Annotated in this window: 20 protein-coding genes; 11 read left to right on the top strand and 9 right to left on the bottom strand. The window is 40.5% G+C overall.

The features are described 5' to 3' along the window. Window positions 1-2: 2 nt before the first annotated feature. Window positions 3-1,265 (top strand): ComEC/Rec2 family competence protein, encoded by a 1,263-nt coding sequence (locus SMUL_RS11125; protein WP_025345334.1) that lies wholly within the window; start codon window positions 3-5, stop codon window positions 1,263-1,265. Here the strand turns inward: SMUL_RS11125 and SMUL_RS11120 are convergent. Genes SMUL_RS11120 through SMUL_RS11110 form a run of 3 tightly spaced genes read right to left on the bottom strand, consistent with a single transcriptional unit; the run spans window position 1,227 to window position 4,211 of the window. Then, window positions 1,227-2,030: a YihY family inner membrane protein gene (locus SMUL_RS11120; RefSeq protein WP_025345333.1), complete on the bottom strand. Its 804-nt coding sequence runs from the start codon at window positions 2,028-2,030 to the stop codon at window positions 1,227-1,229. The genes SMUL_RS11125 and SMUL_RS11120 overlap by 39 nt on opposite strands. 1 nt (window position 2,031) lies before the next feature. Beyond that, a complete protein-coding gene (locus SMUL_RS11115) occupies window positions 2,032-3,411 on the bottom strand; it encodes an FAD-linked oxidase C-terminal domain-containing protein (protein WP_025345332.1) in 1,380 nt (459 codons plus the stop codon). Beyond that, window positions 3,402-4,211: a plasminogen-binding N-terminal domain-containing protein gene (locus tag SMUL_RS11110; RefSeq protein WP_025345331.1), complete on the bottom strand. Its 810-nt coding sequence runs from the start codon at window positions 4,209-4,211 to the stop codon at window positions 3,402-3,404. Before SMUL_RS11110 ends, SMUL_RS11115 begins: the two co-directional genes overlap by 10 nt. A 156-nt stretch (window positions 4,212-4,367) precedes the next feature. Between SMUL_RS11110 and SMUL_RS11105 the strand changes: the two genes are divergently transcribed. The 3 genes from SMUL_RS11105 (at window position 4,368) to SMUL_RS11095 (ending at window position 7,172) form a co-directional block, all read left to right on the top strand. After that, window positions 4,368-5,540 (top strand): peptidoglycan DD-metalloendopeptidase family protein, encoded by a 1,173-nt coding sequence (locus tag SMUL_RS11105; protein ID WP_025345330.1) that lies wholly within the window; start codon window positions 4,368-4,370, stop codon window positions 5,538-5,540. Window positions 5,541-5,635: 95 nt separating this feature from the next. Further along, the gene (gene corA, locus SMUL_RS11100; protein ID WP_025345329.1) at window positions 5,636-6,598 is read left to right on the top strand and encodes a magnesium/cobalt transporter CorA; all 963 of its coding nucleotides are present in this window, start codon (window positions 5,636-5,638) and stop codon (window positions 6,596-6,598) included. 4 nt (window positions 6,599-6,602) lie between these two features. Beyond that, window positions 6,603-7,172 carry an NUDIX domain-containing protein gene (locus SMUL_RS11095; RefSeq protein ID WP_025345328.1) on the top strand — a complete coding sequence of 190 codons (570 nt, stop codon included), beginning with the start codon at window positions 6,603-6,605 and terminating at the stop codon, window positions 7,170-7,172. A gap of 15 nt (window positions 7,173-7,187) precedes the next feature. Here SMUL_RS11095 and SMUL_RS11090 read toward each other — a convergent pair whose 3' ends face one another. The 4 genes from SMUL_RS11090 to SMUL_RS11070 form a co-directional block, all read right to left on the bottom strand. Continuing rightward, window positions 7,188-7,613, bottom strand: a complete 426-nt coding sequence (locus SMUL_RS11090; protein ID WP_025345327.1) for a TOBE domain-containing protein — start codon at window positions 7,611-7,613, stop codon at window positions 7,188-7,190. 439 nt (window positions 7,614-8,052) lie between these two features. Continuing rightward, window positions 8,053-8,895, bottom strand: a complete 843-nt coding sequence (locus SMUL_RS11080; protein ID WP_025345325.1) for a hypothetical protein — start codon at window positions 8,893-8,895, stop codon at window positions 8,053-8,055. Further along, window positions 8,892-10,631 carry an AAA family ATPase gene (locus tag SMUL_RS11075; RefSeq protein ID WP_025345324.1) on the bottom strand — a complete coding sequence of 580 codons (1,740 nt, stop codon included), beginning with the start codon at window positions 10,629-10,631 and terminating at the stop codon, window positions 8,892-8,894. Before SMUL_RS11075 ends, SMUL_RS11080 begins: the two co-directional genes overlap by 4 nt. 54 nt (window positions 10,632-10,685) lie before the next feature. Continuing rightward, complete coding sequence (locus SMUL_RS11070; RefSeq protein ID WP_025345323.1) at window positions 10,686-11,558, bottom strand: carbon-nitrogen hydrolase; 873 nt, start codon at window positions 11,556-11,558, stop codon at window positions 10,686-10,688. 127 nt (window positions 11,559-11,685) lie between these two features. Here SMUL_RS11070 and SMUL_RS11065 point away from each other — a divergent pair, with 127 nt between their 5' ends. Continuing rightward, the gene (locus SMUL_RS11065; RefSeq protein ID WP_025345322.1) at window positions 11,686-11,913 is read left to right on the top strand and encodes a FeoA family protein; all 228 of its coding nucleotides are present in this window, start codon (window positions 11,686-11,688) and stop codon (window positions 11,911-11,913) included. Beyond that, window positions 11,910-14,006: a ferrous iron transport protein B gene (feoB, locus tag SMUL_RS11060; protein ID WP_025345321.1), complete on the top strand. Its 2,097-nt coding sequence runs from the start codon at window positions 11,910-11,912 to the stop codon at window positions 14,004-14,006. The genes SMUL_RS11065 and feoB overlap by 4 nt, the downstream gene beginning before the upstream one ends. 12 nt (window positions 14,007-14,018) lie before the next feature. Here the strand turns inward: feoB and SMUL_RS11055 are convergent, their stop codons facing one another. Continuing rightward, on the bottom strand, window positions 14,019-14,927 hold the full coding sequence (locus tag SMUL_RS11055) for a cation diffusion facilitator family transporter (RefSeq protein ID WP_025345320.1): 909 nt from the start codon (window positions 14,925-14,927) through the stop codon (window positions 14,019-14,021). Further along, window positions 14,927-15,919, bottom strand: coding sequence for an agmatine deiminase family protein (locus tag SMUL_RS11050; RefSeq protein ID WP_025345319.1), 993 nt, complete (start codon window positions 15,917-15,919; stop codon window positions 14,927-14,929). The genes SMUL_RS11055 and SMUL_RS11050 overlap by 1 nt, the downstream gene beginning before the upstream one ends. 119 nt (window positions 15,920-16,038) lie before the next feature. Here SMUL_RS11050 and SMUL_RS11045 point away from each other — a divergent pair, with 119 nt between their 5' ends. The 5 genes from SMUL_RS11045 to acs all read left to right on the top strand — a co-directional run bounded on the left by SMUL_RS11045 (window position 16,039) and on the right by acs (window position 22,315). Further along, window positions 16,039-17,511 (top strand): sensor histidine kinase, encoded by a 1,473-nt coding sequence (locus SMUL_RS11045; protein ID WP_025345318.1) that lies wholly within the window; start codon window positions 16,039-16,041, stop codon window positions 17,509-17,511. 3 nt (window positions 17,512-17,514) lie between these two features. Continuing rightward, window positions 17,515-18,192 carry a response regulator transcription factor gene (locus SMUL_RS11040; protein ID WP_025345317.1) on the top strand — a complete coding sequence of 226 codons (678 nt, stop codon included), beginning with the start codon at window positions 17,515-17,517 and terminating at the stop codon, window positions 18,190-18,192. Between the two features lie 128 nt (window positions 18,193-18,320). Beyond that, complete coding sequence (locus tag SMUL_RS11035; protein ID WP_025345316.1) at window positions 18,321-18,635, top strand: DUF485 domain-containing protein; 315 nt, start codon at window positions 18,321-18,323, stop codon at window positions 18,633-18,635. Next, window positions 18,632-20,275: a cation acetate symporter gene (locus tag SMUL_RS11030; RefSeq protein ID WP_025345315.1), complete on the top strand. Its 1,644-nt coding sequence runs from the start codon at window positions 18,632-18,634 to the stop codon at window positions 20,273-20,275. The genes SMUL_RS11035 and SMUL_RS11030 overlap by 4 nt, the downstream gene beginning before the upstream one ends. A gap of 93 nt (window positions 20,276-20,368) precedes the next feature. Then, a complete protein-coding gene (gene acs, locus SMUL_RS11025; RefSeq protein WP_025345314.1) occupies window positions 20,369-22,315 on the top strand; it encodes an acetate--CoA ligase in 1,947 nt (648 codons plus the stop codon). Window positions 22,316-22,359 lie beyond the last annotated feature (44 nt).

Here is a 22,359-nt window from a genome sequence, read left to right as displayed (position 1 = left end):
AAATGCTCAGCGTACCACTCTTTGTCAGTAAAAAGGAATTTTTTCTGACACTCTCAGTGGTACTTTGTGTTGCCTGCCTCTCCCTTGCCATCGAGTTTTACCACTTCAAAGAACTAACAAAAAACGCTTTACATGTAAACACCGCAACCGTACTCAATCACTACACAAAAACCAATGAAAAAGGGCGTACGTACGATGTTTTCAAGCTCAAGCTTGATGGCAGTGGCGCGGAAGTTTACACCGTCTCATGGCGTGTTGTCTCCATGAGCATTAAAACCCGTGTTAAAGTGAAACTCAAAGTAGATAAAATCACGTTTTACGACTATCTCAAAGGCTTTTTTGCCCCTTCCCTTGCCTTGTATACCATCTACGAAGATGACCCACCGCTTGATGTGAAGCCTCTTTACCGCTTTGTTGAAGAGCAACATGAAAGTGAAAAGATAGCCGAACTGTACAAAACACTTCTGTTTGCAACACCTATCTCCAAAGAGCTTCGTGAGGAGGTGCAAAAATGGGGCATTACGCATCTGATTGCGATTAGCGGTTACAACGTGGGCGTCATCTCGTTTCTGCTTTTTTTCTTACTTAAACCGCTGTATCAGTTTTTTCAAAGTCGCTATTTTCCGTATCGCAATCTCACAGCGGATTTGACCATGGTGGTGTTGGTCGTTTTGTTTATCTATATGGTCGTGATCGATTTTGTGCCCTCTTTTTTGCGTGCCTTTGCCATGAGTGTTTTGGGCTTTTTTATCTATTCAAGGGGCATAAAGGTGCTCTCTTTCGAGATGCTAGGACTCACAACACTGGGGCTTTTAGCACTTTTCCCCCACCTTCTTTTTTCACTCTCGTTTTGGTTTTCAGTAGCAGGAGTCTTTTATCTCTTTCTCTTTTTGCATCATTTTGCAAGCTTAAATCGCTGGGTATTGCTTGGCATCATCGATTTGGGTGTTTTTCTCTTAATGGTACCCATTATTCATACCTTTTTTCCCGTCTTTACCTTTTTACAACTGACTTCACCCCTCACGAGTCTAGTGTTTATCGCCTTTTATCCCTTAGGGTTGTTTTTACATGTAACAAATTTAGGAGGTATTTTGGATACGGTTTTGCTCACCTTCTTACATGTAAAAACGCAGAGTTATCTTTTAAGCTTTCCGTGGTGGGTTTTAGGTGTGTATGTGGGCGTTTCACTCGTCGCGATACGCTATAAGGTTGCGCTTTATGCCTGTTTAGGCTTTGCTTTTATCAGTCTCTTTTTCATTCAATAAAAAGCAGAATTTCAGACCATAAAGATAAATAAACCATGAAAAATAGATCCAGAGGAAGAAGAAAAGCAGAATGCTAAACGAGCCGTAAATGCTCAGATACGTTTTGTTGTAGCTGACATAATAGACAAAAAGAATTTTAGAAACATACCAACACAGTGAGGCTACAAACGAGGAGAGTAGAGAGCTTTTGATGTGGACTTTGGTTTTGGCAGAGATGGAATACATAATAAGATACAAAAGCCAGACAATCAAATAGGGCGAAAAACGCACTAAGTTAATCGAACTCGTGACATCACTTTGATCTAAAAATTCTTGCACCACAGCAGAGCTGTAAAAAAAGATGATGAGTCCAAGAGGCATGAGTGTGACCATCGTCCAGTAGGTTGAAAGCGCTTCCCAAAAACTGCGGGAAGGAATCTCGAAGATTTTGCTCACGATTTTTTCATAATCTAAAAAGAACATAATAGAGATATACAGCACAAAAATAACGCCCACAACGCCCATATTGCCTGTATTTTCCATGAAATCATGCAAATAGCCAATCATAATGTCTTGTTGTGTGGGAATCAGTGAGCTAAAAATAAAGCCTTGAAGTTTTTCGTAGTAAACCGAAAAAAGAGGCATTTTGGTAAAAATACTAAAGGTAATGAGAAGAATAGGAATCAGCGCTAAAATGGTGTGAAAACTCAAAGAAGAGGCGTAGTGCGCAAGCTCTACGTCTCTGAGTTTTTTGAAAAATTCGACACCATTTTTAGTGTTTAACACATCAGAGTCCCATTTTGGCAGGATTCAAAATATTATGTGGATCAAATGCTTTTTTAACGGAACGGAAAAGCTCCATTTCACCTTCACTAAAAGCGAGGTGCATAAACGGTGCTTTACTCAGCCCGATGCCGTGCTCTCCACTGAGCGTTCCACCCAAGGCTACGGTTGCTTTAAAGATCTCTTCAATTGCTTGGTGTCCGATCTCAAGTTGTTTCGGATCACTGCCATCGACCATCACATTGGTGTGAACGTTGCCATCACCTGTGTGCCCAAAACACGGCACGGTGACGTTGTATTTTTGGGAAACTTCGCCAATGGCTTTAAGAAGTGCAGGCAGTTTACTGCGTGGAACGGTGATGTCTTCATTGAGTTTTTTACTGCCGTAAATTGTGATCGATTGACTGGCATTGCGTCTGGCAAACCAAAGATTTTTAGACTCTTCGAGGCTCGTAGCTCTTTTAAATCCACTGCAACCATTTTCTAAAAATGCCTCTTCGATGACGTCGAGTTGTTGGGTGAGCTCTTCTTCTGTATTGCCATCGACATCGGTGATGAGAATCGCCCCGGCGTCTTTTGGCAAGCCTTTGTTGAATTTCTTCTCAACCGCGTTAATCGAAAGATTGTCTAAAAATTCCATCGCAACGGGCGTAACGCCTGCTGCCATTGTTTTATAGACGGCGTTCATGGCTGCTTCAACACTGGGAAAAACACCCATAGCGGTTTGCGCCATTTTTGGTTTTGCGATCAGTTTTAACGTAATTTCAGTAATACACGCAAGCGTGCCTTCACTGGCGATAATAATACCCGCAATGTTATAACCAGCGACATCTTTAATGGTACGTTTTCCCGCACGAATGATCTCGCCATTTGGAAGAACAGCACGTAATGCCATGACGTAATCTTTTGTGATGCCATACTTTGCCGCACGCATACCGCCTGCATTTTCGCTGACATTGCCGCCAATCGTTGAGTACTCTTCGCTTGCAGGATCGGGTGGATAAAAAAGTCCTCGTGCTTCAACAGCTCGTTGCAATGCCATGTTGATGACGCCAGGTTGTACCACAGCGACCATGTTTTCCATGTCGATCTCGAGGATTTTGTTCATGTGTTTTTCAAATGCTAAGATGATGCCTCCGTTTGCGGGCAAAGCACCTCCTGTGAAGCCACTTCCTGCTCCACGAGGCGTGATGATAATGCGGTGTTCATTGCAATACTTTAAAATCTCACTGACATCGCTCTCTTCTCGTGGAAACAAAACCGCATCGGGTTCGTAACGTGCGCGGGTTGCATCGTAGCAATACGCGATCAAATGCGCTTTGTCATCATAAACATTCTCAGCGCCAATAAGGTTTTTAAAATAATCAATATGTCTTATTTCCATTGGGTGTCTTTTCTCTCTACGATGTCAAAAGGTAATTTTAGGATAATGCCATCCATCCCAGCACCTTTAAGGGTATTGGTTTGACCTAAAAGATAGGCATAGTAATTGTTGTATTCGGCAATCGTTCCACTGTCCCAGTTGAACCATGATGAATCAATCTGTTTATTGATGCGTGAATAAAATGGAAGCATTGGTTCCCCACTGCTTTTAACGTCGATACTTTGAAGAATACGGAAGTTGTGGCAATCCACAAAGAAACCTTTGTTCTCAATGCCAAAGAAGATGATCGATGCGGCATTTTGGTAGCATGCTTGTTGGAAGATTTTTTTATCGGGATTTGGACGGTAGAGTTTTGCTAAATAGGCTGCAACGATGTCAGGATGAATCCATGTAATCGTGTTGAAATTTTTAGTGACTTCATTGTAAACACTTTGGTTTGGCACGATAATCAGTGCACGATCGTAAAGGTAGTTAATGATGACTTCATCGCCAATGGCAGGTTTAACGCCCGTCTCTGGGAAGGCACCTTGGGCAAGCATCTCAAATTTTTCAACATTTAAAACGGCTTTCATACCATCTTTACTGATAACATCAACACGCGCGATAATGGTTGAATGTGTTGCATCAAATTTATGGCTGACAACGCCGCTTGCTCCGAGCACAAATTCTGGTGAATCAGGGATCACAATTTGTTTTTCATTTGATTCTAAAACGGTTGTTTTGAACTCTTTAAAAAAAGATTGAGCCTCTGCAAATGAGGCAAACAAAAACAGACACATAACCAAAAATAGCTTGTTCAACGGGAACTCCTTGAAGGGCACATAACACCCTTTTATTTTGTATCGAGAGATTATACTATAACTGTTTTAAAAAAACTTATTTTTATCGAAAGAGAGTCTTTTAGGCATTTTGTAAGATTTGTTCCGCTAAAATCGAAAAAGAACTAGGGGGTGCGAATGGCAAAATTCATCATACTATTATCTTTTTTTATATCGTTTGCATCTGCTTCTTATATGGAAGAGTTGAAGTGGCCAAAAGGCGAAACGTTTCTGACTTTCTTAGAGAAAAATCATTTACCGCAAGCTATTTACTATACGCTTGATAAAGAAGAACAAGAACTCGCAGCGGAGATTGTCGCAGGAATACAGTATCAGGTTCTTAAAAATGACGACAACGAGCTAGAGCAAGTTTTAATTCCTATTGGTGAAGAACTCCAAATGCATCTTAAAAAAATAGATGACAAGTTTATCATGGAGATTACCCCGATTCTTTTACAAGAAGAGAAGCGCTCTTTAACGATAGATATTCAAAACTCACCGTATGTGGACATTCTCAATGCCACGAACAGTTACGGTCTTGCCAATGAATTTGCCCAAACGTTTAGAGGCGAAGTGAACCTTCGAAACCTCCAAAAAGGCGATAAACTCGTACTGGTCTATCAGCAAAAAAGGCGTCTTGGAAAGCTCTTTGGTTCCATTAAAATCGACGTTTCCATGGTAGAAACGGCAAAGAAGAAAAATTACATCTTTTTTTATAAAGAGAACTATTACGATCCTAAAGGGCAAGAACTCGACAATTTCTTACTCTCAAATCCTGTGAATTATACGCGCATTTCATCTGTCTTTACCCAAAAACGATGGCATCCGATTTTGAAAAAATACCGTGCGCATTTGGGTATTGATTATGCTGCACGTATTGGAACACCGGTGAAGTCAGCAGGTGGTGGCAAAGTCGTATTTGTCGGTCAAAAAGGTGGGTATGGCAATGCGATCGAAGTGAGCCATGCCAGCAGCTACAGAACACTTTATGCGCATCTTAATGGCTTTGCAAAGGGTTTACGTAGAGGTCAAAATGTCAAGCAAGGTCAGGTCATCGGCTATGTGGGCAATACGGGGCTTAGCAGTGGACCGCATTTGCATTTTGGTTTGTACCGTAGTAATGTAGCAATCAATCCTTCCAGCGTCGTTAAAATTGCGAAGAGTGCATTACGTGGTAATGAACTTAAAGCCTTTATGAACTATACTAACGACCTTAGACAAAAAGTTGAGAGTACCCAAGAGAGCGATGCTCCTGTTTATAAAGAGGAAAATTTTAACCTTTCTTATCCTTTTGAACAAAAACAAAGTTAACGTTTACATGTAAACAAACTGAAACTGTTTTGCGATAGAATGAAGTTCGTGTAAAAAAGTAAGTGCCCTAAACTGATCAAATAAAAGAGTGTGCCATGATACGATGTTTTTTTAGAAATAGTAATAAGCTTGAAGTGATCACAGATTTGAGTGAATTTGATGATGACGAGGATAAAAAGAGCAAAGTCGTATGGCTTGATATGTTGCTTCCAACCAGTGAAGAAATCGTGTTTGTCGAGAAGATATTTGGTATCGATTTTCCAACGAAACAAGAGTCTGAAGAGATCGAGATCAGTTCGCGTTACTGGGAAGAGGACAAAAAGATCGAGATCAACAGCTTCTTCTTGATCGCTACGGAAGAGAGTGCGCACAACGAAACGGTTTCGTTCATTCTCCAAGGCAATTTGCTGATCTCCATTCGGTATAAAGAGCTCAAAACCTTTGAAGAATTTAGTAAGCGTTTTTACTATGCTCCTCGTGAATTTAAAAACGGTTACTACATCTTTTCACAGCTTTTAGACATCAGAATCGACGCGGATGCGGACATCATCGAAAAGCTTTCCAAAGACATCACACGTCTTCGCAAACACGTTTTTACCGACTACACGAATGATGATGAAGAGATGTTGGAAAAAATCTCCTCGTTTGAAGATCTGAACATGAACATTCGTGAAAACTTGATGGATAAACAACGCATTTTAACCTCGTTCATCAAATCAAACAAATACGATGACAGCTCCCTTCGTGCCGACATTGTCATCATGCTTAAAGATATTAAGTCGTTGATTGATTACACCGAGTTTAACTTTGAGCGTCTGGATTACTTACAAAACATCTTCGTGGGCGTTTTGAACATTGAGCAAAATAAAGTCATCAAAATCTTTACGATTATGAACGTTATTTTCCTTCCACCAACGCTTATCGCGAGCATTTATGGTATGAACTTTAAGATTTTGCCTGAGCTTAATTGGCAGTACGGCTATGCTTTTTCGCTTGTTTTGATGGTGCTTTCTGCGATTACCCCGATTGTGATTTTCAAGAAAAAAGGGTGGATCTAAGCGTATGAAACATACGATTGAGGTGCTTAAAATTGAAGAGTGTCTGCATTCAGACTACATCAAACCTAAAAGTATGTACTATTTGCACAACAGCGTTGAAAAGCGTTGGGACATTGTTGACACGCACAATAGCGTCGCCATTTTGCTCTACCACAAAGATTTAGACTCGTTTGTCTTTGTCAAGCAGTTTCGCCCTTCCATTTACCTCAAAAATAACGACGGTTTTACGTATGAATTGTGCGCAGGCCTCGTCGATAAAAACAAAAGCCTCATCGAAATCGCCCAAGAAGAGGTTTTAGAAGAGACAGGGTATGATGTTTCCCTCAACGAACTTCAAAAAGTCACCTCTTTTTATACGGCGGTTGGTTTTGCAGGAGGACTTCAAACCTTTTATTTTGCGAGTATTGATGAAAGTATGAGAGTGGGAGATGGTGGCGGTATTGATTCTGAAAATATCGAAGTCATCTACTTAAAACGGGAAGAAGCGCTTACGTTTATGTTTGATGAGAGCATCGCGACCACATCAGGCTTGATGTTCGCGCTGATGTGGTACTTTAAAACCTACGAAAAATAGCGTTACATGTAACGCTTAGTTAACGCCTACTAAAATGCTTGAAGCTTTGATGATGGCATAAACACTGTCACCTTTTGCGAGAGAAAGTTCTTTTTTCGCATCTTCTGTGACGATGGCAGTGACGGTTAAACCCGTTGTTGTCGTGATGATAACTTCACAATTAACGGCGCCATCTTTGATCTCAGACACAGTTCCTTTGATTTTATTGCGAGCACTTACGACTAGAGCGATGTCTGCTTTTGCAAGAAGAACACTTTGCGCTTTAAAGATACACAACGTCTCAACACCCACTTTTAAACCCAATGTCTCAACCGCGTTGTTGGTGATGACAGAAACGATTTTATCGCCACTGGCTGTTGTAACGACCACTTCACTGTTCACAGGACCATTTTTGATCTCAGATACTTTTCCAACGATTTGATTTCTTGCACTGATTTTCATAACACACTTCCTTATGTTTGATCTATCAAGGGTTCCCTTAATGGTTAATAAAATTATCTCACAGAGTGTTATGTAATGTCAATTGGGAACGGTAGTATTTGGGGTAAAAAAATAATATAGTTAGGCACATTAAAGTGCAGAATTTTCCTGAGTGTTTGATGTTTTAGAATTTAAGTGGTGCTTGTGAGCAATTTTATCAAACGAGATATACGAAGCAAAACACTTAAACGTAAGGTAATACAACGACCCAACAACAGCTACAATGCCCATCGTTACAATGAAACTTGAAAAAACCGCCGATAAAAAAATCGAATAAAGTTCACTCATTGTCATGCTCCCGAAATTGATAATAGAAGTATATCATAGTATTAATAAATATATAACGATAGAGTGGTTTATTTTTCACCAGCATATACGGAGTGTTTTACATGTAAAGCGTTCAGATAATCTCCAACTGCTCTAAAATATCTTTGGTAAGTTTGGAAAGAGGGCGTTTACCTAAGTCTTCATCGCTGATGTAACCGCCAAAAATCAACCGCAGTAAATCTTCTTCATTTTTAAAAAGCGTTCCCTCGTAGTTTTTCATCAGCTCTTCGATGTAACTTTCGTTGTACATCACAGATTTTTGGATGAGTTCTAAGACGATGTCTTTGTGGTTTTTATAAATCTCTTCCAACGCAAAATCGTCGATGTTTTTTTGTTCTTTGGCATCGTTTGAGCCAAATTCTAAATCAAACCCTTTTTCATCGTAATAAAATGAACTATCCTTTACATGTAAAGCAAAACGCGCCTTGTCATCGAAGCCTTCAACGTATGGATGCACGTGTGTCGTAAGAGAAAATTCCTTGCGCCCTTTTATGCTTGCATTACATGTAGGGCAACTGGGAATGAGGTTGTAAAACGACAATGCCAAAATAGGATACGTCGCTTTGTCGTAAAAATGGTCAAATTGCGGACGTGTTGAGCCGTTTTTAGAGCGAACCGTAAACGTATAATTTCGGTTGCAATACGGGCAAACGGTGACGTTAAGAGATTGCGCTAACGTATAGGCATCGTATGTATCATTATCTGTTTTAACGGTAAATTTTTTGTACTCTTTTCTCATTACATCAAATTTATGATTGTCTTTATAGTGCATCGCAATTTCATGCAGTTTGTCAGGTTTGGCGGTAATGACTTCTTCAAGAGAATATTTACATGTAGGAAATTTTATTTTTGATTTCAGTGCTTCATAATGCTTTTGTGCCAATTCTTCTAAATGTGGCGTAGCAATTTTTATCATGATTTCTTTTCCAAATTTTCCAAGCGACTTTGGAGGCTTTCTATTTGGTTTTTAAGTGCATCAATTTCTTTCATCTTGTCCAATTTCTTACTGTCAAGCATACGCTGTAATTGTTTTTTGACGATAGGCTCACCGATGATGCGAATGTACCTTTGTGCTTCGTCATCATCGGTAATGGGAGAATTTTTACCGTTTAAATAGTCAATTACTTCATTGATTTTACTTTTCGCAAATTCACCCATAAGCCCATCTTTCATAAAAAAGCCATGCGAGAGTAGGGTATGGATATTGGCTCCAAAAGTTTCGATATTGGGGTAAACTTGTTTTCCGTTTTCTAAAAAAATAACATTTTCTTTGGGTATATCTGAGAGAATAAAGGGAGAGTGCGAAGTGACAATTATTTGAACTTTTTTATTTGTATTTTTCTTGGCAAAATATATTAAATCTTTTATCAGATTTTTTTGCCAATTTGGATGTAGTCCTAAATCAATTTCATCAAATAAAAAAATAAATTCATTTTCTGAGACACTAAGATTCTTGTTTACTCTTTTTAAGTGATGTATAAATGCTACGAATATGCTTATATATTCTCTTTCGCCTGAACTTAGTGAAAAATAAGTATAAGTAGAATCTTTACTATTAAAATAATTTGTTCTATTAATATTTTCCAATAAAATATTAAGTAATTCATTTGAGGTTTTAAAAATACTACTAATAGTGTTTGTTTTTTTCTCAACCCAAATCTCATTTTTTAAATACTCAAATTTATCTAAAATATCTTGAATATTCTTTTTTGTATAAACATGATTTTTTTTATCATATGGATTTATGACTTCAAAAATTTTCATACAGTTTGATAGTTCAAAATTTTTTGTATTAAACTCATCTTTTATAGAGTTAATAACTGCACCAACTTCATTATCCCAAAAATGTTCTCTAAGTCTAAATAAAATCAATAATTTAAGAAAATGCTCTTCTAAATCCATAGAATCTTTAAAAACGGTATTGCCAGAAAGCTTATCGAGATTTAACAATTGTAAAAAATCTTTATTTCCTGTGATATACGCTCCTATTTCATAAAAGTGCAATTCTCTTTTATATGAATTAAAAACAAGTTTGTTTTGAATAAAAGATAATATTTTTTCATCCTCACTTAATAGACTTTGCAATCTTTTATTAAATGTTTCTAATTTTTCTTTTTTTTCATTACTTGTTATGTATTTATTGCTAGGCATTAAAGTTTTTTTTTCTTCATAATATGCGTCGAGATGACTATATCTTTGTAATCTAAATGCATAATCTGGATTATTAAATATTGAGGCGACATCATTTGAAAAATAAATAGTATCTATAGACCTAGGTTTATTTTGATTTTCATACGTATAAGCTGTATTGTTTTGAATGTTGAAATCTAATGTTTTACCTGTAAAGCCTTGCTTAAATAAAAATTTCTCACCATCAAAAAAAACTAAAAAACCTTTTTTATTATTACTAGAAAATTCTTGGTAAGAATATTCAACTAATAACCCACTAATACTACTCTTCCCACTTCCATTTTCTCCAACAATCGCTGTCATATTAATATTGTCAGGAAAGATAGATACATAGTCTTTTTTCTCTTCAATCGTGAGTTCATTTTTATCTTTATCATACTTACATGTAAACCTAGGCGAAAAATTAAACCCTTGATTTTTAATATTTTTATATTCTTCAACCCACAAATAAACCAGTTCCATACTCACTCCAAAGGTTTACATGTAAAGCTTTGAGTCTTTACATGTAAAAAGGTTTTAATCGATAAATCGCTTGGTCAAATCCCCGTATGTCTCAATTCTTCTATCCCGTAAAAATGGCCAGATGCGTCTGACGTGTTCGCCTCTTTCAAGATCGACTTCGACGATAAGCACTTCTTCTTGGTCGTGGCTTGCACGTACGATGATCTCGCCTTGGGGTCCTGCGACAAAGGAGTTTCCCCAGAAGCGGATGCCGTCCAGTACACCATGATTGTCCGCTTCTTTGCCGATGCGATTTACGCTGATGACGGGAAGTCCATTTGCTACGGCGTGACCGCGTTGGATGGTCTCCCATGCGTCGCATTGGCGTGTTTTTTCATCTTCGGCGTCTTCATCGAACCAACCGATGGCGGTGGGGTAGATGAGCATTTCAGCACCCTTAAGCGCCATCAAACGAGCGGCTTCGGGGTACCATTGATCCCAACAGACGAGGAGTCCTAGTTTGCCGACACTGGTTTGAATGGGGGTGTAGCCAAGATCACCGGGGGTGAAGTAGAATTTTTCGTAAAATCCTGGGTCATCAGGGATGTGCATTTTGCGGTATTTGCCTGCTATCGTGCCATCTTTTTCAAAGACAATGGCGGTGTTGTGGTAAAGTCCTGCGGAGCGTTTTTCAAAGAGTGAGGTGACTAAAACGACTTTGTTTTCTTTGGCGATGCCTGACCAAAACGCGATGTCCTCTTCCCAATTGCTTGCAAGGTCAAAACAAGCGACATCTTCGTTGATGCAGAAGTAGCGGTCTTGGTGAAGCTCTTGCAAAACGACTAATTGAGCACCTTGTTTGGCGGCTTTTTGTATGAGGGAAACGGTTTTGGCTATGGTTTTTTCTTTGGTACTTTCAACGGCGTGTTGGATGAGACCGACTTTCATAAAATCCACCTAGTATGAGTTATTTTTAATAACTTATTCTACATTAATAAGCTTTTAATCCGTTTTAACCTATTATCTTGATGGGCATTATCAAAAACTATGATAATGGACAAAGAGAGGTATATTTATGATCACACTTTCACAATTGAATGCGGGAGAAAAAGCCTTCGTAACGCACATAGAAGCCGATGGCGAACTCAAACAGAGACTTTTTTCATTGGGACTTCGCAGAGGAAGTCACCTCAAAATCAAAGCAACTAGTATCGCAAAAAGTACGATGGAGATCGAAGTGGGAAGTACCCTTTTAGCCCTTCGTTTTGAAGAAGCCAAGAGCATCGGAGTGCAAAGAGCATGAACGAACTGATCATCGCCCTTGTGGGGCAACCCAATGTGGGCAAAAGCATGCTCATCAACTCCATCGCCGATGCGCGCCTCAAAGTAGGCAACTTCTCAGGAGTGACGGTTGAAAAGGCGGAAGTGCGTTTTATGACGCAAAATCGCTCCATCAAAATCGTCGATCTTCCTGGAACCTACTCACTCAATGACTACACGCAAGATGAGCGCGTAACGAAAGATTTTTTGGAAAATGAGCATTACGATCTTATCATCAACGTGGTGGATGCGACCAATTTGGAACGCAATCTTTATCTGACCACGCAACTTTTAGAACTCGATAAAAAGATGATTGTGGCATTAAACATGATGGACGAAGCCCATAAAGAGGGCATTTGCATCAACCACGAACAGTTAAGCTCCATTCTTGGCGTACCCTGTGTCAAGGTTTCGGCTGCTACGAAAAGAGGGATTGGGAAACTGCTGAATCGTGCGATTGATGTCTCGTTATTTCCGTTTGAAAAATCAAAACTGATTTACAGCGATGTGGTCGAAGAAGAGGTTGAAAAACTTTCGTTCTTTTTGAAGCAAAAGCGGTATAAAACAGAGCTTGCGTATCGTGATTTGGTGCTCAAACTCTTACAGGAAAATCCAAGAATTTACCATAAAATGCACGATGAGCCCATTTGGCTTGAATTCTCACCTTTGCTTAAAGAGGCGCTGGAACATCTTTACTTGCACCATGAGACAAAAGATGTGAGTGAAATTTTTGCGGAAGAGAGAGCCGCTTTTGCTAAAGGGGCGGTACTTGAAACGGTTACATGTAAAAAGAGTGTTTCTAAAAATGTCACTGAGAAAATTGATGCTCTTTTGATTCACCAATTTTTTGGGATTCCTATTTTTATATTTTTGATGTGGGCTTTGTTTCAACTCACGTTTGAGCTGGGTTCCATTCCGATGGATTGGATTGATGCTTTTTTTGTGGCTCTTGGAAATTATGCCAAAACGATTTTTGGAGAAGGAGAGCTAGGCTCCATGATCGCCGATGGTGCCATCTCAGGTGTTGGTGCGGTGGTGATGTTTTTACCTAACATTGTCATCCTCTTTTTTGGCATCGCGCTTTTGGAAACGACGGGATATATGGCGCGCGTGGCGTTTTTACTCGATGGCTTTTTTCACCGTTTTGGTCTGCACGGCAAAAGTTTCATTCCCCTTGTGACAGGTTTTGGCTGTTCGGTGCCAGCGTATATGAGTGCGCGAACTCTGAAAAATGACAAAGATCGACTCATCACGCTTTTCATCATCGGTTTTATGAGTTGTGGGGCGAAACTGCCCGTGTATGTACTTTTCGCAGGTGCTTTTTTTGCAGGGAGTAACGCGGGAAATGTGCTGTTCTTCATCTACATTGCAGGGGCATTTATCGGTTTGATCGCAGCTAAATTTTTAAAAGTGTTTGTCTTTAAAGGTGTGGACGAACCCTTTGTTATGGAGATGCCAAAGTATCGCCTACCTTCTGTGAGACTCATCTGGCATACCGTGGTCACGAAGGCTGTCATGTATCTCAAAAAAGCAGGAACATTCATACTAGCGGCTTCACTGCTCATTTGGTTTGCGAGCAATTATCCCAAATACCCAACCATCGAAGAGAGTTATAATCAAAAAATCGAATTAGTCAGCAGCGATGAAGAGAAAGCAACGCTTGAAAATGCAAAAGCGCAACTCTTACTTGAAAAGAGTTTCTTAGGCATGCTGGGCAAATCAACCGATGTTCTGTTTCAACCCATCGGCTTTGACTGGAAGATGACCGTAGCGCTTGAATCAGGTCTGGCGGCAAAAGAGGTCGTGGTCTCAACGCTGGGCGTTTTATACGCGCTTGGCTCAGATGTGGATGAGGGTAATGAAGGCTTGATCAGTGAGCTTCAAAAGCAGATCTCATTTGCCTCTTCAGTTTCGTTTATCATCTTTGTGATGTTTTATCTACCTTGTATGGCAGCCTCAGTCGTTTTTATGAAAGAGAGTGGGAGTTACAAATACCTTGTCTATCTTTTTGTCTTTACGACCGTGATTGCGTGGGGATTGGCGTTTATTGGGTATCGGATAGCGCTGCTGTTTTAAAAGGAGAGGGAATTAATCCATCTCTCCTTTGACGCGTTGCCTCATATCGTTAATCTCTGAGTCATCGTAAGGATCAAGATGGGCATTGATGACCCACTCACCTTCAGGAATCAGCTCTTTAATCTTCTCTTCGATCCGATCTCCTGCATGATGTGCTCGCATCAGTGAAATGCCAGGGCTAAAAACCAAGTGAACGTCAACGAAGTTCGTATTGGCAGATTTTCGGGTTTTGAGGTAGTGAAAATCGCTGAGCTCTTTTTCTTCAAGAATGATGTTTTTAATGCTCTCAACAATCTCTTCATCAAGTGAGGCATCCAGCAAAATGTAGACGCCATCGCGAATGATCTCATACGCAGAGTGGATAATGTAAATGGAGATAATCACACCCATAATGGAGTCGATTAGCTCAAATCCCGTGACTTGAATAAGTACTAAAGAGATCAAAATGGCGCCATTGCTGAGCACGTCTGTTTTGTAGTGCAGCGCGTCAGACTTGACCACCATACTGTGCGTTTTTTTGGCAACATAATTGAGAAAAATGACCAAAGCAACGGTCAGTCCTAGTGAAATGAGCATCACAAGGATAGACTCACTTAAGTGTTCAAGCGGTTCATGAAAAATCGCTTTTTTGATCGCGCTGTAAAAGATAAAAAGACCCGAAACGGTGATGACCGTACCTTCGATGACGGCGGCAAGTGCTTCGATCTTACCTTTGCCGTAGTTAAACGTTTTGTTGGCAGGTTGCTCGGCTTTCGTGATGGCAAAATAGTTAAAGGCTGAGACGATTAAGTCTAAAACAGAGTCGATGGCAGAGGCTAAAACAGCGACAGAACCACTCAAAATTCCAATAAAAAGCTTGATAACGATAAGAATGGTAGCCGTAGCACTCGATACAACAGTCGCTTTTTTCTGCAAAGTCATTAGGCGTCATCTCTCTCTTTGTAAATATTCATAGACGCACAATGCAAACTTCCGTGTTCGCGAATCAGCACGGATGATTCGATGCCAACCACTTCACGATCAGGAAAATAACGCTCAAAGATCGCTAAAACCTCTTCATCGCAAGCGTCTGAGTAGGTTGGAACGAGCACGGCGTTATTGATCAGTACAAAGTTCATGTAAGTCGCAGGGATGCGGTGATCGTTAAAGTATTTCGCTGATGGAAGTGGGAGTGGAAGCAGATGAAAGTCTGTTTTTTGAAGCTCTTTTTCCATCTTGCGAAGTTCTTTGTAATGTTCATCTTTTTTATCGTAGCATTTCACATACGCGATGGTGTTTTTGTTGATGAAACGAGCCAACGTGTCGATGTGCGAGTCGGTGTCATCGCCCATCAGTGCGCCGTGTTCAAGGATAACCAGCTCTTTAAGCCCAAAAAGTTCCATCAGCGTTTTTTTGATTTTCTTTTTGGAAAGATGCGCATTTCGGTTCTCTTCAAAAAGGCAATATGCGGTTGAGAGCATCACGCCTTGCCCATTGCTGTCGATACTTCCGCCTTCGAGTACAAAGTCAAAGCTTTTGAGTTTTCCTTCCAAATAGCCTTCCTCAAAAAGCTGTTTGGTGATGCTGTTGTCCAAGTTGGCTTCAAATTTATTGCCCCACGCGTTGAAAACAAAGTCGTAGGTCTTGCGTTTATGATTTTTATAGATGTTAATGCCACCAAAATCGCGTATCCATGTGTCATTCGTTGGCATTTGGATGAGTTCGATGTTTTGCAGATTTGGCAGTGAAGTTGCCAGTGCTGTTTTGTCTTCACAAATGACCATGCACTTTTGAAAGCGCGCAATGGTGGTGATAAAGCTCAAGTAGGTTTGATGAATCGCATCAATCGAGTGTGCCCAATCGCTCATCTTTGGAGGAAAAACGACGATCAGTGCCTCTTGCTCTTCCCATTCGGCAGGTATTCGGATTTTCATTGTGTCACTCCCTGTAGCGTAGGTTTGAGTCAAATTATACCAAAAATGGCTTGTATCTCCTTTTTTGGGGAGAATGTAGGTAAAATAGTCTCCAAAAGTTTTACATGTAAAGGATTTTTTTGCTCCAAAAACGAAAAGACACCAAAAGCATCAATCAGATCAATTTCATGGCGATTCTTTTTGCAGGTGTTTTTGCGTTTATCTCCGCGTGTTTGGTCATTGTCAATGAATACATGGATTTTCAAAAAGAGATCAAAATCGTCGAAGAGAGCTACATTCAGACGCAACAAAAAAGTGCCGAAGAGCAACTGCTTTTACTTCATAACATCACGCAGTACCGCTTTTCTCAAAGCGAAGGGCTTTCCAAAGAGCAGATTTATCAAAAACTCAAAGAAGATATGAAAGCACTTATTTCTCCAAGTAATGGACAAAATTATCTTTTTTTGCAGCATCATTCAGGAAAAATGCTCTACCGTAGCGCTGAACTGCCTGTGGAAGATGTGGGCAAAGACATCGTTGTTACGGAGCATTATGCGCCACTGGATCTCATTTTGGGCAGTGGCGTGAGCACAAAAAATATCGAAAATGTACTGGCTGAAAAGAAAAAAGCGTACCAAGATAAGATCATCAATTTTGTGCTGAAAATCTATATGCTCACACTCTTTTTATACTTGGTAAGCACGGTGGAGTACCGCTATGTGAGTGACATTATGAAGCGTGAAATTCGCTTTATCGTCTACTCGTTTAAAAAGGCGTCTCAAAGTTATGAATTTATCGATATGGAAAAGATCAAGTTTCAAGAGTTTCAAGAGATCGTCACCCATGCGAACGTGATGATCGAAGAGATTAAAGCCAAAAACAGTGCGCTTGTGGAGCTTAACAGCAACCTTGAGGGCATTGTCGAGCAAAAGACAGTGGAGCTTAAACGCTCGATTGATTTTACACAGGAGCTCTTAGAAAAGCAAGATCGTTTTGTCAAAAACGCGATTCATGAGATCAACACGCCACTCTCTATCATTCTCATGAACATCGATCTGTACAATCTCAAATTTGAAACCAATCCTTATTTGCTCAAAATTGAAGCGGCGGTAAAGGTGCTCGATAATATCTATGAAGATCTAGCGTATGTCGTGAAAAAAGACAGCGTCGTGTACGAAAAAAGCATGATCAACGTTTCGACGTTTTTAAAAGAACGCGTGGATTACTTTGAAGATGTAGCACAAGGCAATAAACTGCACATCAGCATGGACATCATGCCGGAGCTTTTTATACTCTTCAATGAGATCGAATTACAGCGCATTTGTGACAATAATCTCTCCAATGCGATCAAGTACAGTTACGAAAAACAACCTTTACATGTAAGACTTTATGCGCGTGAAAATGAGGTTGTGTTTGAGGTGGAAAATAGAGGCGAGAAGATCAAAGCGCCTAAGCAGCTGTTCGATCGTTATTACAGAGAAGATGAGGCGCGTGGCGGGTTTGGTTTGGGGCTAAACATCGTCAAAGAGATTTGCGATGCGAATGATGTCATGATAGAGGTTGACTCGAATGAATCTAAAACCTGTTTTCGCTACTGTTTTACAAAAGGATAACCAATGAAAATTTTACTGCTCGAAGATGAGTTGATGTTACGAAGTTCTATCGAGGAGTATCTAGAAGCGTTGGGGCACAAAGTCATCGCTTTTGGTAACGGCGAAGAGGCGTATGAAGCGATCAAAAAAGATGCGTTTGATCTGTTACTTTTAGACATCAACATTCCTAAAATGAGTGGGCTGAACCTGCTCAAAGCGCTCAATGAGATCGAGCATGCGTTTCCGACCATTTTCATCAGTGCCAATGTGGACATCGATGACATCTCTCAAGCGTTTGAATTAGGCGCTTCGGACTATCTCAAAAAGCCGTTTCATCTTAAAGAATTGGGACTTCGTATCGACAAGATCAAAAAAGAGTCTGCAATCAAAAACCTCAAACACATCATCTTAAACTCCAAATATGTCTTCTCCAAAGAGGAGCAGATGCTCTTTTACAATAACAATGTCCAAGTCCTTACGAAGAAGCAGTTACAAATTGTGACACTACTTTCTGAGAACATGGGTGTGGTCGTTGACTTCGAGAAATTCCGCACTTACGTATGGAACGATGAACCCATCGATAATGCCTCTATTAGGGCTGAAATCAGTCGTTTTCGCAAGCTTCTTAAGGAGGATTTTATCATCAATCTTAAGGGTGTTGGGTATAAGATTGAGAAGTATTTCCCCGAGAAAAACCGCTAAAGTTACTTTTTTACTCATATTATTTAGAAAAAAATCCTCTTTTGTTCCAAAAATAAAAATGCTACGTTAATGCTATGTTACTTCTTTACAATGTCATCAGGCTACCACATCACAAAGAAGGAGCATTTATGAGTCAGAACATCTATGACAGAGTACGAGCTAATCCGAAATATACCGAACTCGTGCAAAAAAGAAGTAGTTTCGCATGGAAGCTAACCATCACTATATTGGTTGTTTATTATGCGTTTATCCTTGTAATTGCTTTTTCACCTACGACCTTTGGACAGACCATTGGAAGTGGCGTAACCACCGTAGGCATCCCCATAGGATTTGGCATCATTGTCTTATCATTTATCTTAACGGGTGTTTATATCCAAAGAGCCAATGGCGAGTTTGATGACTTAAACAATCAAATCAAAGAAGAAGCAAGGAGTGAAAAATGAGATGGGGATTGTTGCTTTTAGCATTAAGCAATGTTCTCTTTGCTGCTGGGGCTGCAGAGGTTTCAGGGAAAAGTGAAGTGAATATGTCGGCTATCGTTATGTTCTTAGTCTTTGTTGCGGGAACACTTGGTATTACGTACTGGGCTGCAAAACGAACCAAAACAGCGAAAGATTTTTACACCGCAGGTGGAGGAATTACAGGGTTCCAAAATGGTTTAGCGATTGCGGGTGATTATATGTCAGCAGCATCTTTCCTTGGAATTTCAGGGTTGGTGTATTCCAAAGGTTTTGATGGACTTATTTACTCCATAGGCTTTTTGGTTGGTTGGCCGATCATTCTTTTCTTGGTAGCGGAGCAACTTCGAAATTTGGGTAAATACACCTTTTCTGATGTTGCATCGTACCGTTTAAGACAGACCCCAATTCGCACTCTTGCTGCCCTTGGTTCTTTGGCAACCGTTGCACTTTATTTGATTGCTCAAATGGTTGGTGCAGGTCAATTGATTCAAATTTTATTTGGGCTTGACTATGCGTATGCGGTCGTTATGGTTGGAATTTTGATGATTTTATATGTTACGTTTGGTGGCATGCTTGCAACCACATGGGTACAAATTATTAAAGCATGCCTCTTGCTCTCTGGTGCAACATTCATGGCGGTTATGATTATGTACAAAATGGATTTTAATGTTGAGACACTCTTTTCTCAAGCGGTTGCTGTGAAAAAATCGGCGGCGATTATGAGCCCAGGCGGTCTTGTCAGTGACCCCATTTCAGCGATCAGCTTAGGTGTTGCTTTGATGTTTGGAACCGCAGGTCTTCCACATATCTTGATGCGCTTTTTCACCGTAAGCGATGCTAAAGAGGCTCGAAAGTCCGTCTTTTTTGCCACTGGATTTATAGGTTATTTTTATATTTTAACCTTTATTATAGGATTTGGTGCTATCGTGTTATTAACAGGTCATCCACAATATTTTGATACTGTTAAAAACACATTGATTGGTGGCGGTAATATGGCAGCGATTCACTCTGCTCATGCTATTGGCGGAAACCTTTTCTTAGGATTTATCTCAGCCGTTGCTTTTGCAACCATTTTAGCGGTTGTTTCTGGTTTGACACTTGCAGGTGCAAGTGCGGTCAGTCATGATCTTTATGCCAATGTTTTTGCACGAGGTCGTGTGGATGAAATGACAGAGATGAGAGTGTCTAAGTACGCTACGATTGCTCTTGGTATCGTTGCGATATTATTAGGCATTGCGTTTGAAAAACAGAACATTGCGTTCATGGTTGGACTTGCGTTTGCGATTGCGGCAAGTGCTAACTTCCCGATTCTTTTCCTCTCCATGTTTTGGAGAAAGCTTACAACCAGAGGTGCCGTTTATGGCGGAGGCTTAGGACTTTTTACCGCGATTGTGTTGGTTATTTTGAGTAAAGCAGTTTGGGTAGATGTTCTACACAATGCAGCGCCTATTTACAAATACGGTAATCCAGCACTTTTCTCAGTCGGTATAGCGTTTATCAGTATTTGGATCATCTCTTTAATGGATAAAAGTGACGATGCGGCAAAAGAGATTGCAGCATATGAGCATCAGTTTATTCGAAGTCAAACAGGTATTGGAGCGGAAGGCGCTTCAAGTCACTAAGAAATTTGCCTCGCAAGGGGCAAATTTTTTCAAAAATAGCCTTCAAAGATTTATCAAAAGGCGTTTTAAATTATAGAACAAAGGATCGTAACAATGTCACAACTTTTTGAACCAAGTAGAGCTTTAAGTAAAGAAGCCAGAATTAAGAACATGTGTGAGTACAAGGAGCTTTGTATCCAAGCGGATGAGGATTTTGAAGGCTATTGGGACAAGTTAGCACGTGAGAAAATTGAGTGGTTTAAGCCTTATGATAGAGTATTAAATGAAGATAATGCTCCGTTCTACAAATGGTTCGAAGGTGGCAAATTAAATGTTACGCATCAGTGTTTAGGACGTCATTTAAAGACTCGCAAAAATAAAGCAGCGATTATCTGGGAGGGTGAGGACGGCAAACGTCGCATTATCACCTATCTTCAACTTTTCTACCGTGTTAACCGCTTGGCAAACTTGATGCGCAATAAATTTGGCATCAAAAAAGGGGATCGTGTTGTTCTTTATATGCCAATGATTCCTGAAGCGGCATTTGCGATGCTTGCATGTGCAAAAATTGGTGCAATTCACTCCGTTGTTTTTGGTGGGTTCTCTGCTGAAGCGTTACGTGATCGTATCCAAGATGCTGAGGCTAAGCTTGTCATTACCGCCGATGGTGCATTTCGTCGTGGTAAACCTTACATGTTAAAACCCGTTGTGGATGAAGCACTCAGTGTCGGGTGTGAGAGTTGTGAAAAAGTACTGATCGTTCAGAGAAACTTTGAAGACATCGACTACGTTCCAGGACGTGACTATGTTTACAACGAGATCATCATGAATGAATCTCAGTACTGTGATCCTGAATGGATGGACTCAGAAGATCCACTCTTCTTGCTCTACACATCAGGAAGTACTGGCAAACCAAAAGGTGTTCAACACGGAAGTGCTGGCTACATCCTTTGGGCGCAGTACACGATGGAACACGTTTTTGATGTTAAAGAGAACGATACGTTTTGGTGTACGGCGGACGTTGGTTGGATTACAGGACATACATACATCGTTTATGGACCACTTGCGATGGGTGCAACGACCATTATGTATGAAGGTGTTCCAACGTTCCCCGATGTAGGCAGATGGTGGAGTATGATCGAAGAGCACCGGGTCAATCAGTTCTATACCGCGCCAACAGCGATTCGTTTGCTTCACAAAGAGGGGGCTGATGCTCCTTCAAAGTACGATCTAAGTTCTCTCAAAGTGCTTGGAACCGTTGGTGAGCCGATCAATCCTGATGCGTGGATGTGGTACTATGAGCAAATCGGTGGTGGAAACTGTCCTATCGTTGATACATGGTGGCAAACAGAGACGGGTGGTCATATGATTACGCCACTTCCGGGTGCTACACCGATCAAGCCAGGTTCTGCGACATTCCCACTTCCAGGTATTAAAGCAGAGATCATCGATGAGCACGGCAATCCAACACCCAAAGGTGAAAAAGGATTCTTGTGTATCACCAAACCTTGGCCATCCATGATCCGCAATATCTGGGGCGATAGTGATCGTTTTGTGAAGTCGTACTTTGGGGATTGTAAGAAAGACGGTAAACCGGTTTACTTTTCGGGTGATGGCGCGATGTACGATGATGATGGCTACATCGTCATTACAGGGCGCACCGATGATGTTATCAACGTTTCAGGGCATAGAATTGGTACGGCTGAGATCGAAGCGGTTCTTGCGCATCATGAAAACGTTGCGGAAGTGGCTGTTGTCGGTCGTCCTGATCCGATCAAAGGCGAGGGAATTTTCGCCTATATTGTTATTAAGGGCGAAGATAGCTTAAGCGAAGAGGTGTATATGATCCAAGAGCTTAACAAGCTGATTGTTAAGGAAATTGGAAATATCGCCAAACTCGATGCGATTCGCTTCGTTCCGGGACTTCCAAAAACCAGAAGTGGTAAGATCATGCGAAGAATCCTTCGCTCGATTGCGAAAAAAGAGCCTATCACACAAGATATCTCAACGCTTGAAGATCCAAGCATCGTTGAGAAAATCCAAAATCTCATCGAATTTTAGCCCTCCAAAGCGGTTACATGTAACATGTGACCGCTTCTTTTCCT

This window comes from Sulfurospirillum multivorans DSM 12446, assembly GCF_000568815.1.
GTDB lineage: Bacteria > Campylobacterota > Campylobacteria > Campylobacterales > Sulfurospirillaceae > Sulfurospirillum > Sulfurospirillum multivorans.
Note: the sequence above shows the minus strand (reverse complement) of the source record. Positions and strands in the feature narration are given on the sequence as shown.

Coding starts and splice junctions, on each gene's coding strand:
- SMUL_RS11125 (WP_025345334.1), top strand. CDS start 3: ATGCTCAGCGTACCACTCTTTGTCAGTAAAAAGGAATTTTTTCTGACA.
- SMUL_RS11115 (WP_025345332.1), bottom strand. CDS start 3,411: ATGGAAATAAGACATATTGATTATTTTAAAAACCTTATTGGCGCTGAG.
- SMUL_RS11105 (WP_025345330.1), top strand. CDS start 4,368: ATGGCAAAATTCATCATACTATTATCTTTTTTTATATCGTTTGCATCT.
- corA (WP_025345329.1), top strand. CDS start 5,636: ATGATACGATGTTTTTTTAGAAATAGTAATAAGCTTGAAGTGATCACA.
- SMUL_RS11095 (WP_025345328.1), top strand. CDS start 6,603: ATGAAACATACGATTGAGGTGCTTAAAATTGAAGAGTGTCTGCATTCA.
- SMUL_RS11090 (WP_025345327.1), bottom strand. CDS start 7,613: ATGAAAATCAGTGCAAGAAATCAAATCGTTGGAAAAGTATCTGAGATC.
- SMUL_RS11080 (WP_025345325.1), bottom strand. CDS start 8,895: ATGATAAAAATTGCTACGCCACATTTAGAAGAATTGGCACAAAAGCAT.
- SMUL_RS11075 (WP_025345324.1), bottom strand. CDS start 10,631: ATGGAACTGGTTTATTTGTGGGTTGAAGAATATAAAAATATTAAAAAT.
- SMUL_RS11070 (WP_025345323.1), bottom strand. CDS start 11,558: ATGAAAGTCGGTCTCATCCAACACGCCGTTGAAAGTACCAAAGAAAAA.
- SMUL_RS11065 (WP_025345322.1), top strand. CDS start 11,686: ATGATCACACTTTCACAATTGAATGCGGGAGAAAAAGCCTTCGTAACG.
- feoB (WP_025345321.1), top strand. CDS start 11,910: ATGAACGAACTGATCATCGCCCTTGTGGGGCAACCCAATGTGGGCAAA.
- SMUL_RS11055 (WP_025345320.1), bottom strand. CDS start 14,927: ATGACTTTGCAGAAAAAAGCGACTGTTGTATCGAGTGCTACGGCTACC.
- SMUL_RS11050 (WP_025345319.1), bottom strand. CDS start 15,919: ATGAAAATCCGAATACCTGCCGAATGGGAAGAGCAAGAGGCACTGATC.
- SMUL_RS11040 (WP_025345317.1), top strand. CDS start 17,515: ATGAAAATTTTACTGCTCGAAGATGAGTTGATGTTACGAAGTTCTATC.
- SMUL_RS11035 (WP_025345316.1), top strand. CDS start 18,321: ATGAGTCAGAACATCTATGACAGAGTACGAGCTAATCCGAAATATACC.
- SMUL_RS11030 (WP_025345315.1), top strand. CDS start 18,632: ATGAGATGGGGATTGTTGCTTTTAGCATTAAGCAATGTTCTCTTTGCT.
- acs (WP_025345314.1), top strand. CDS start 20,369: ATGTCACAACTTTTTGAACCAAGTAGAGCTTTAAGTAAAGAAGCCAGA.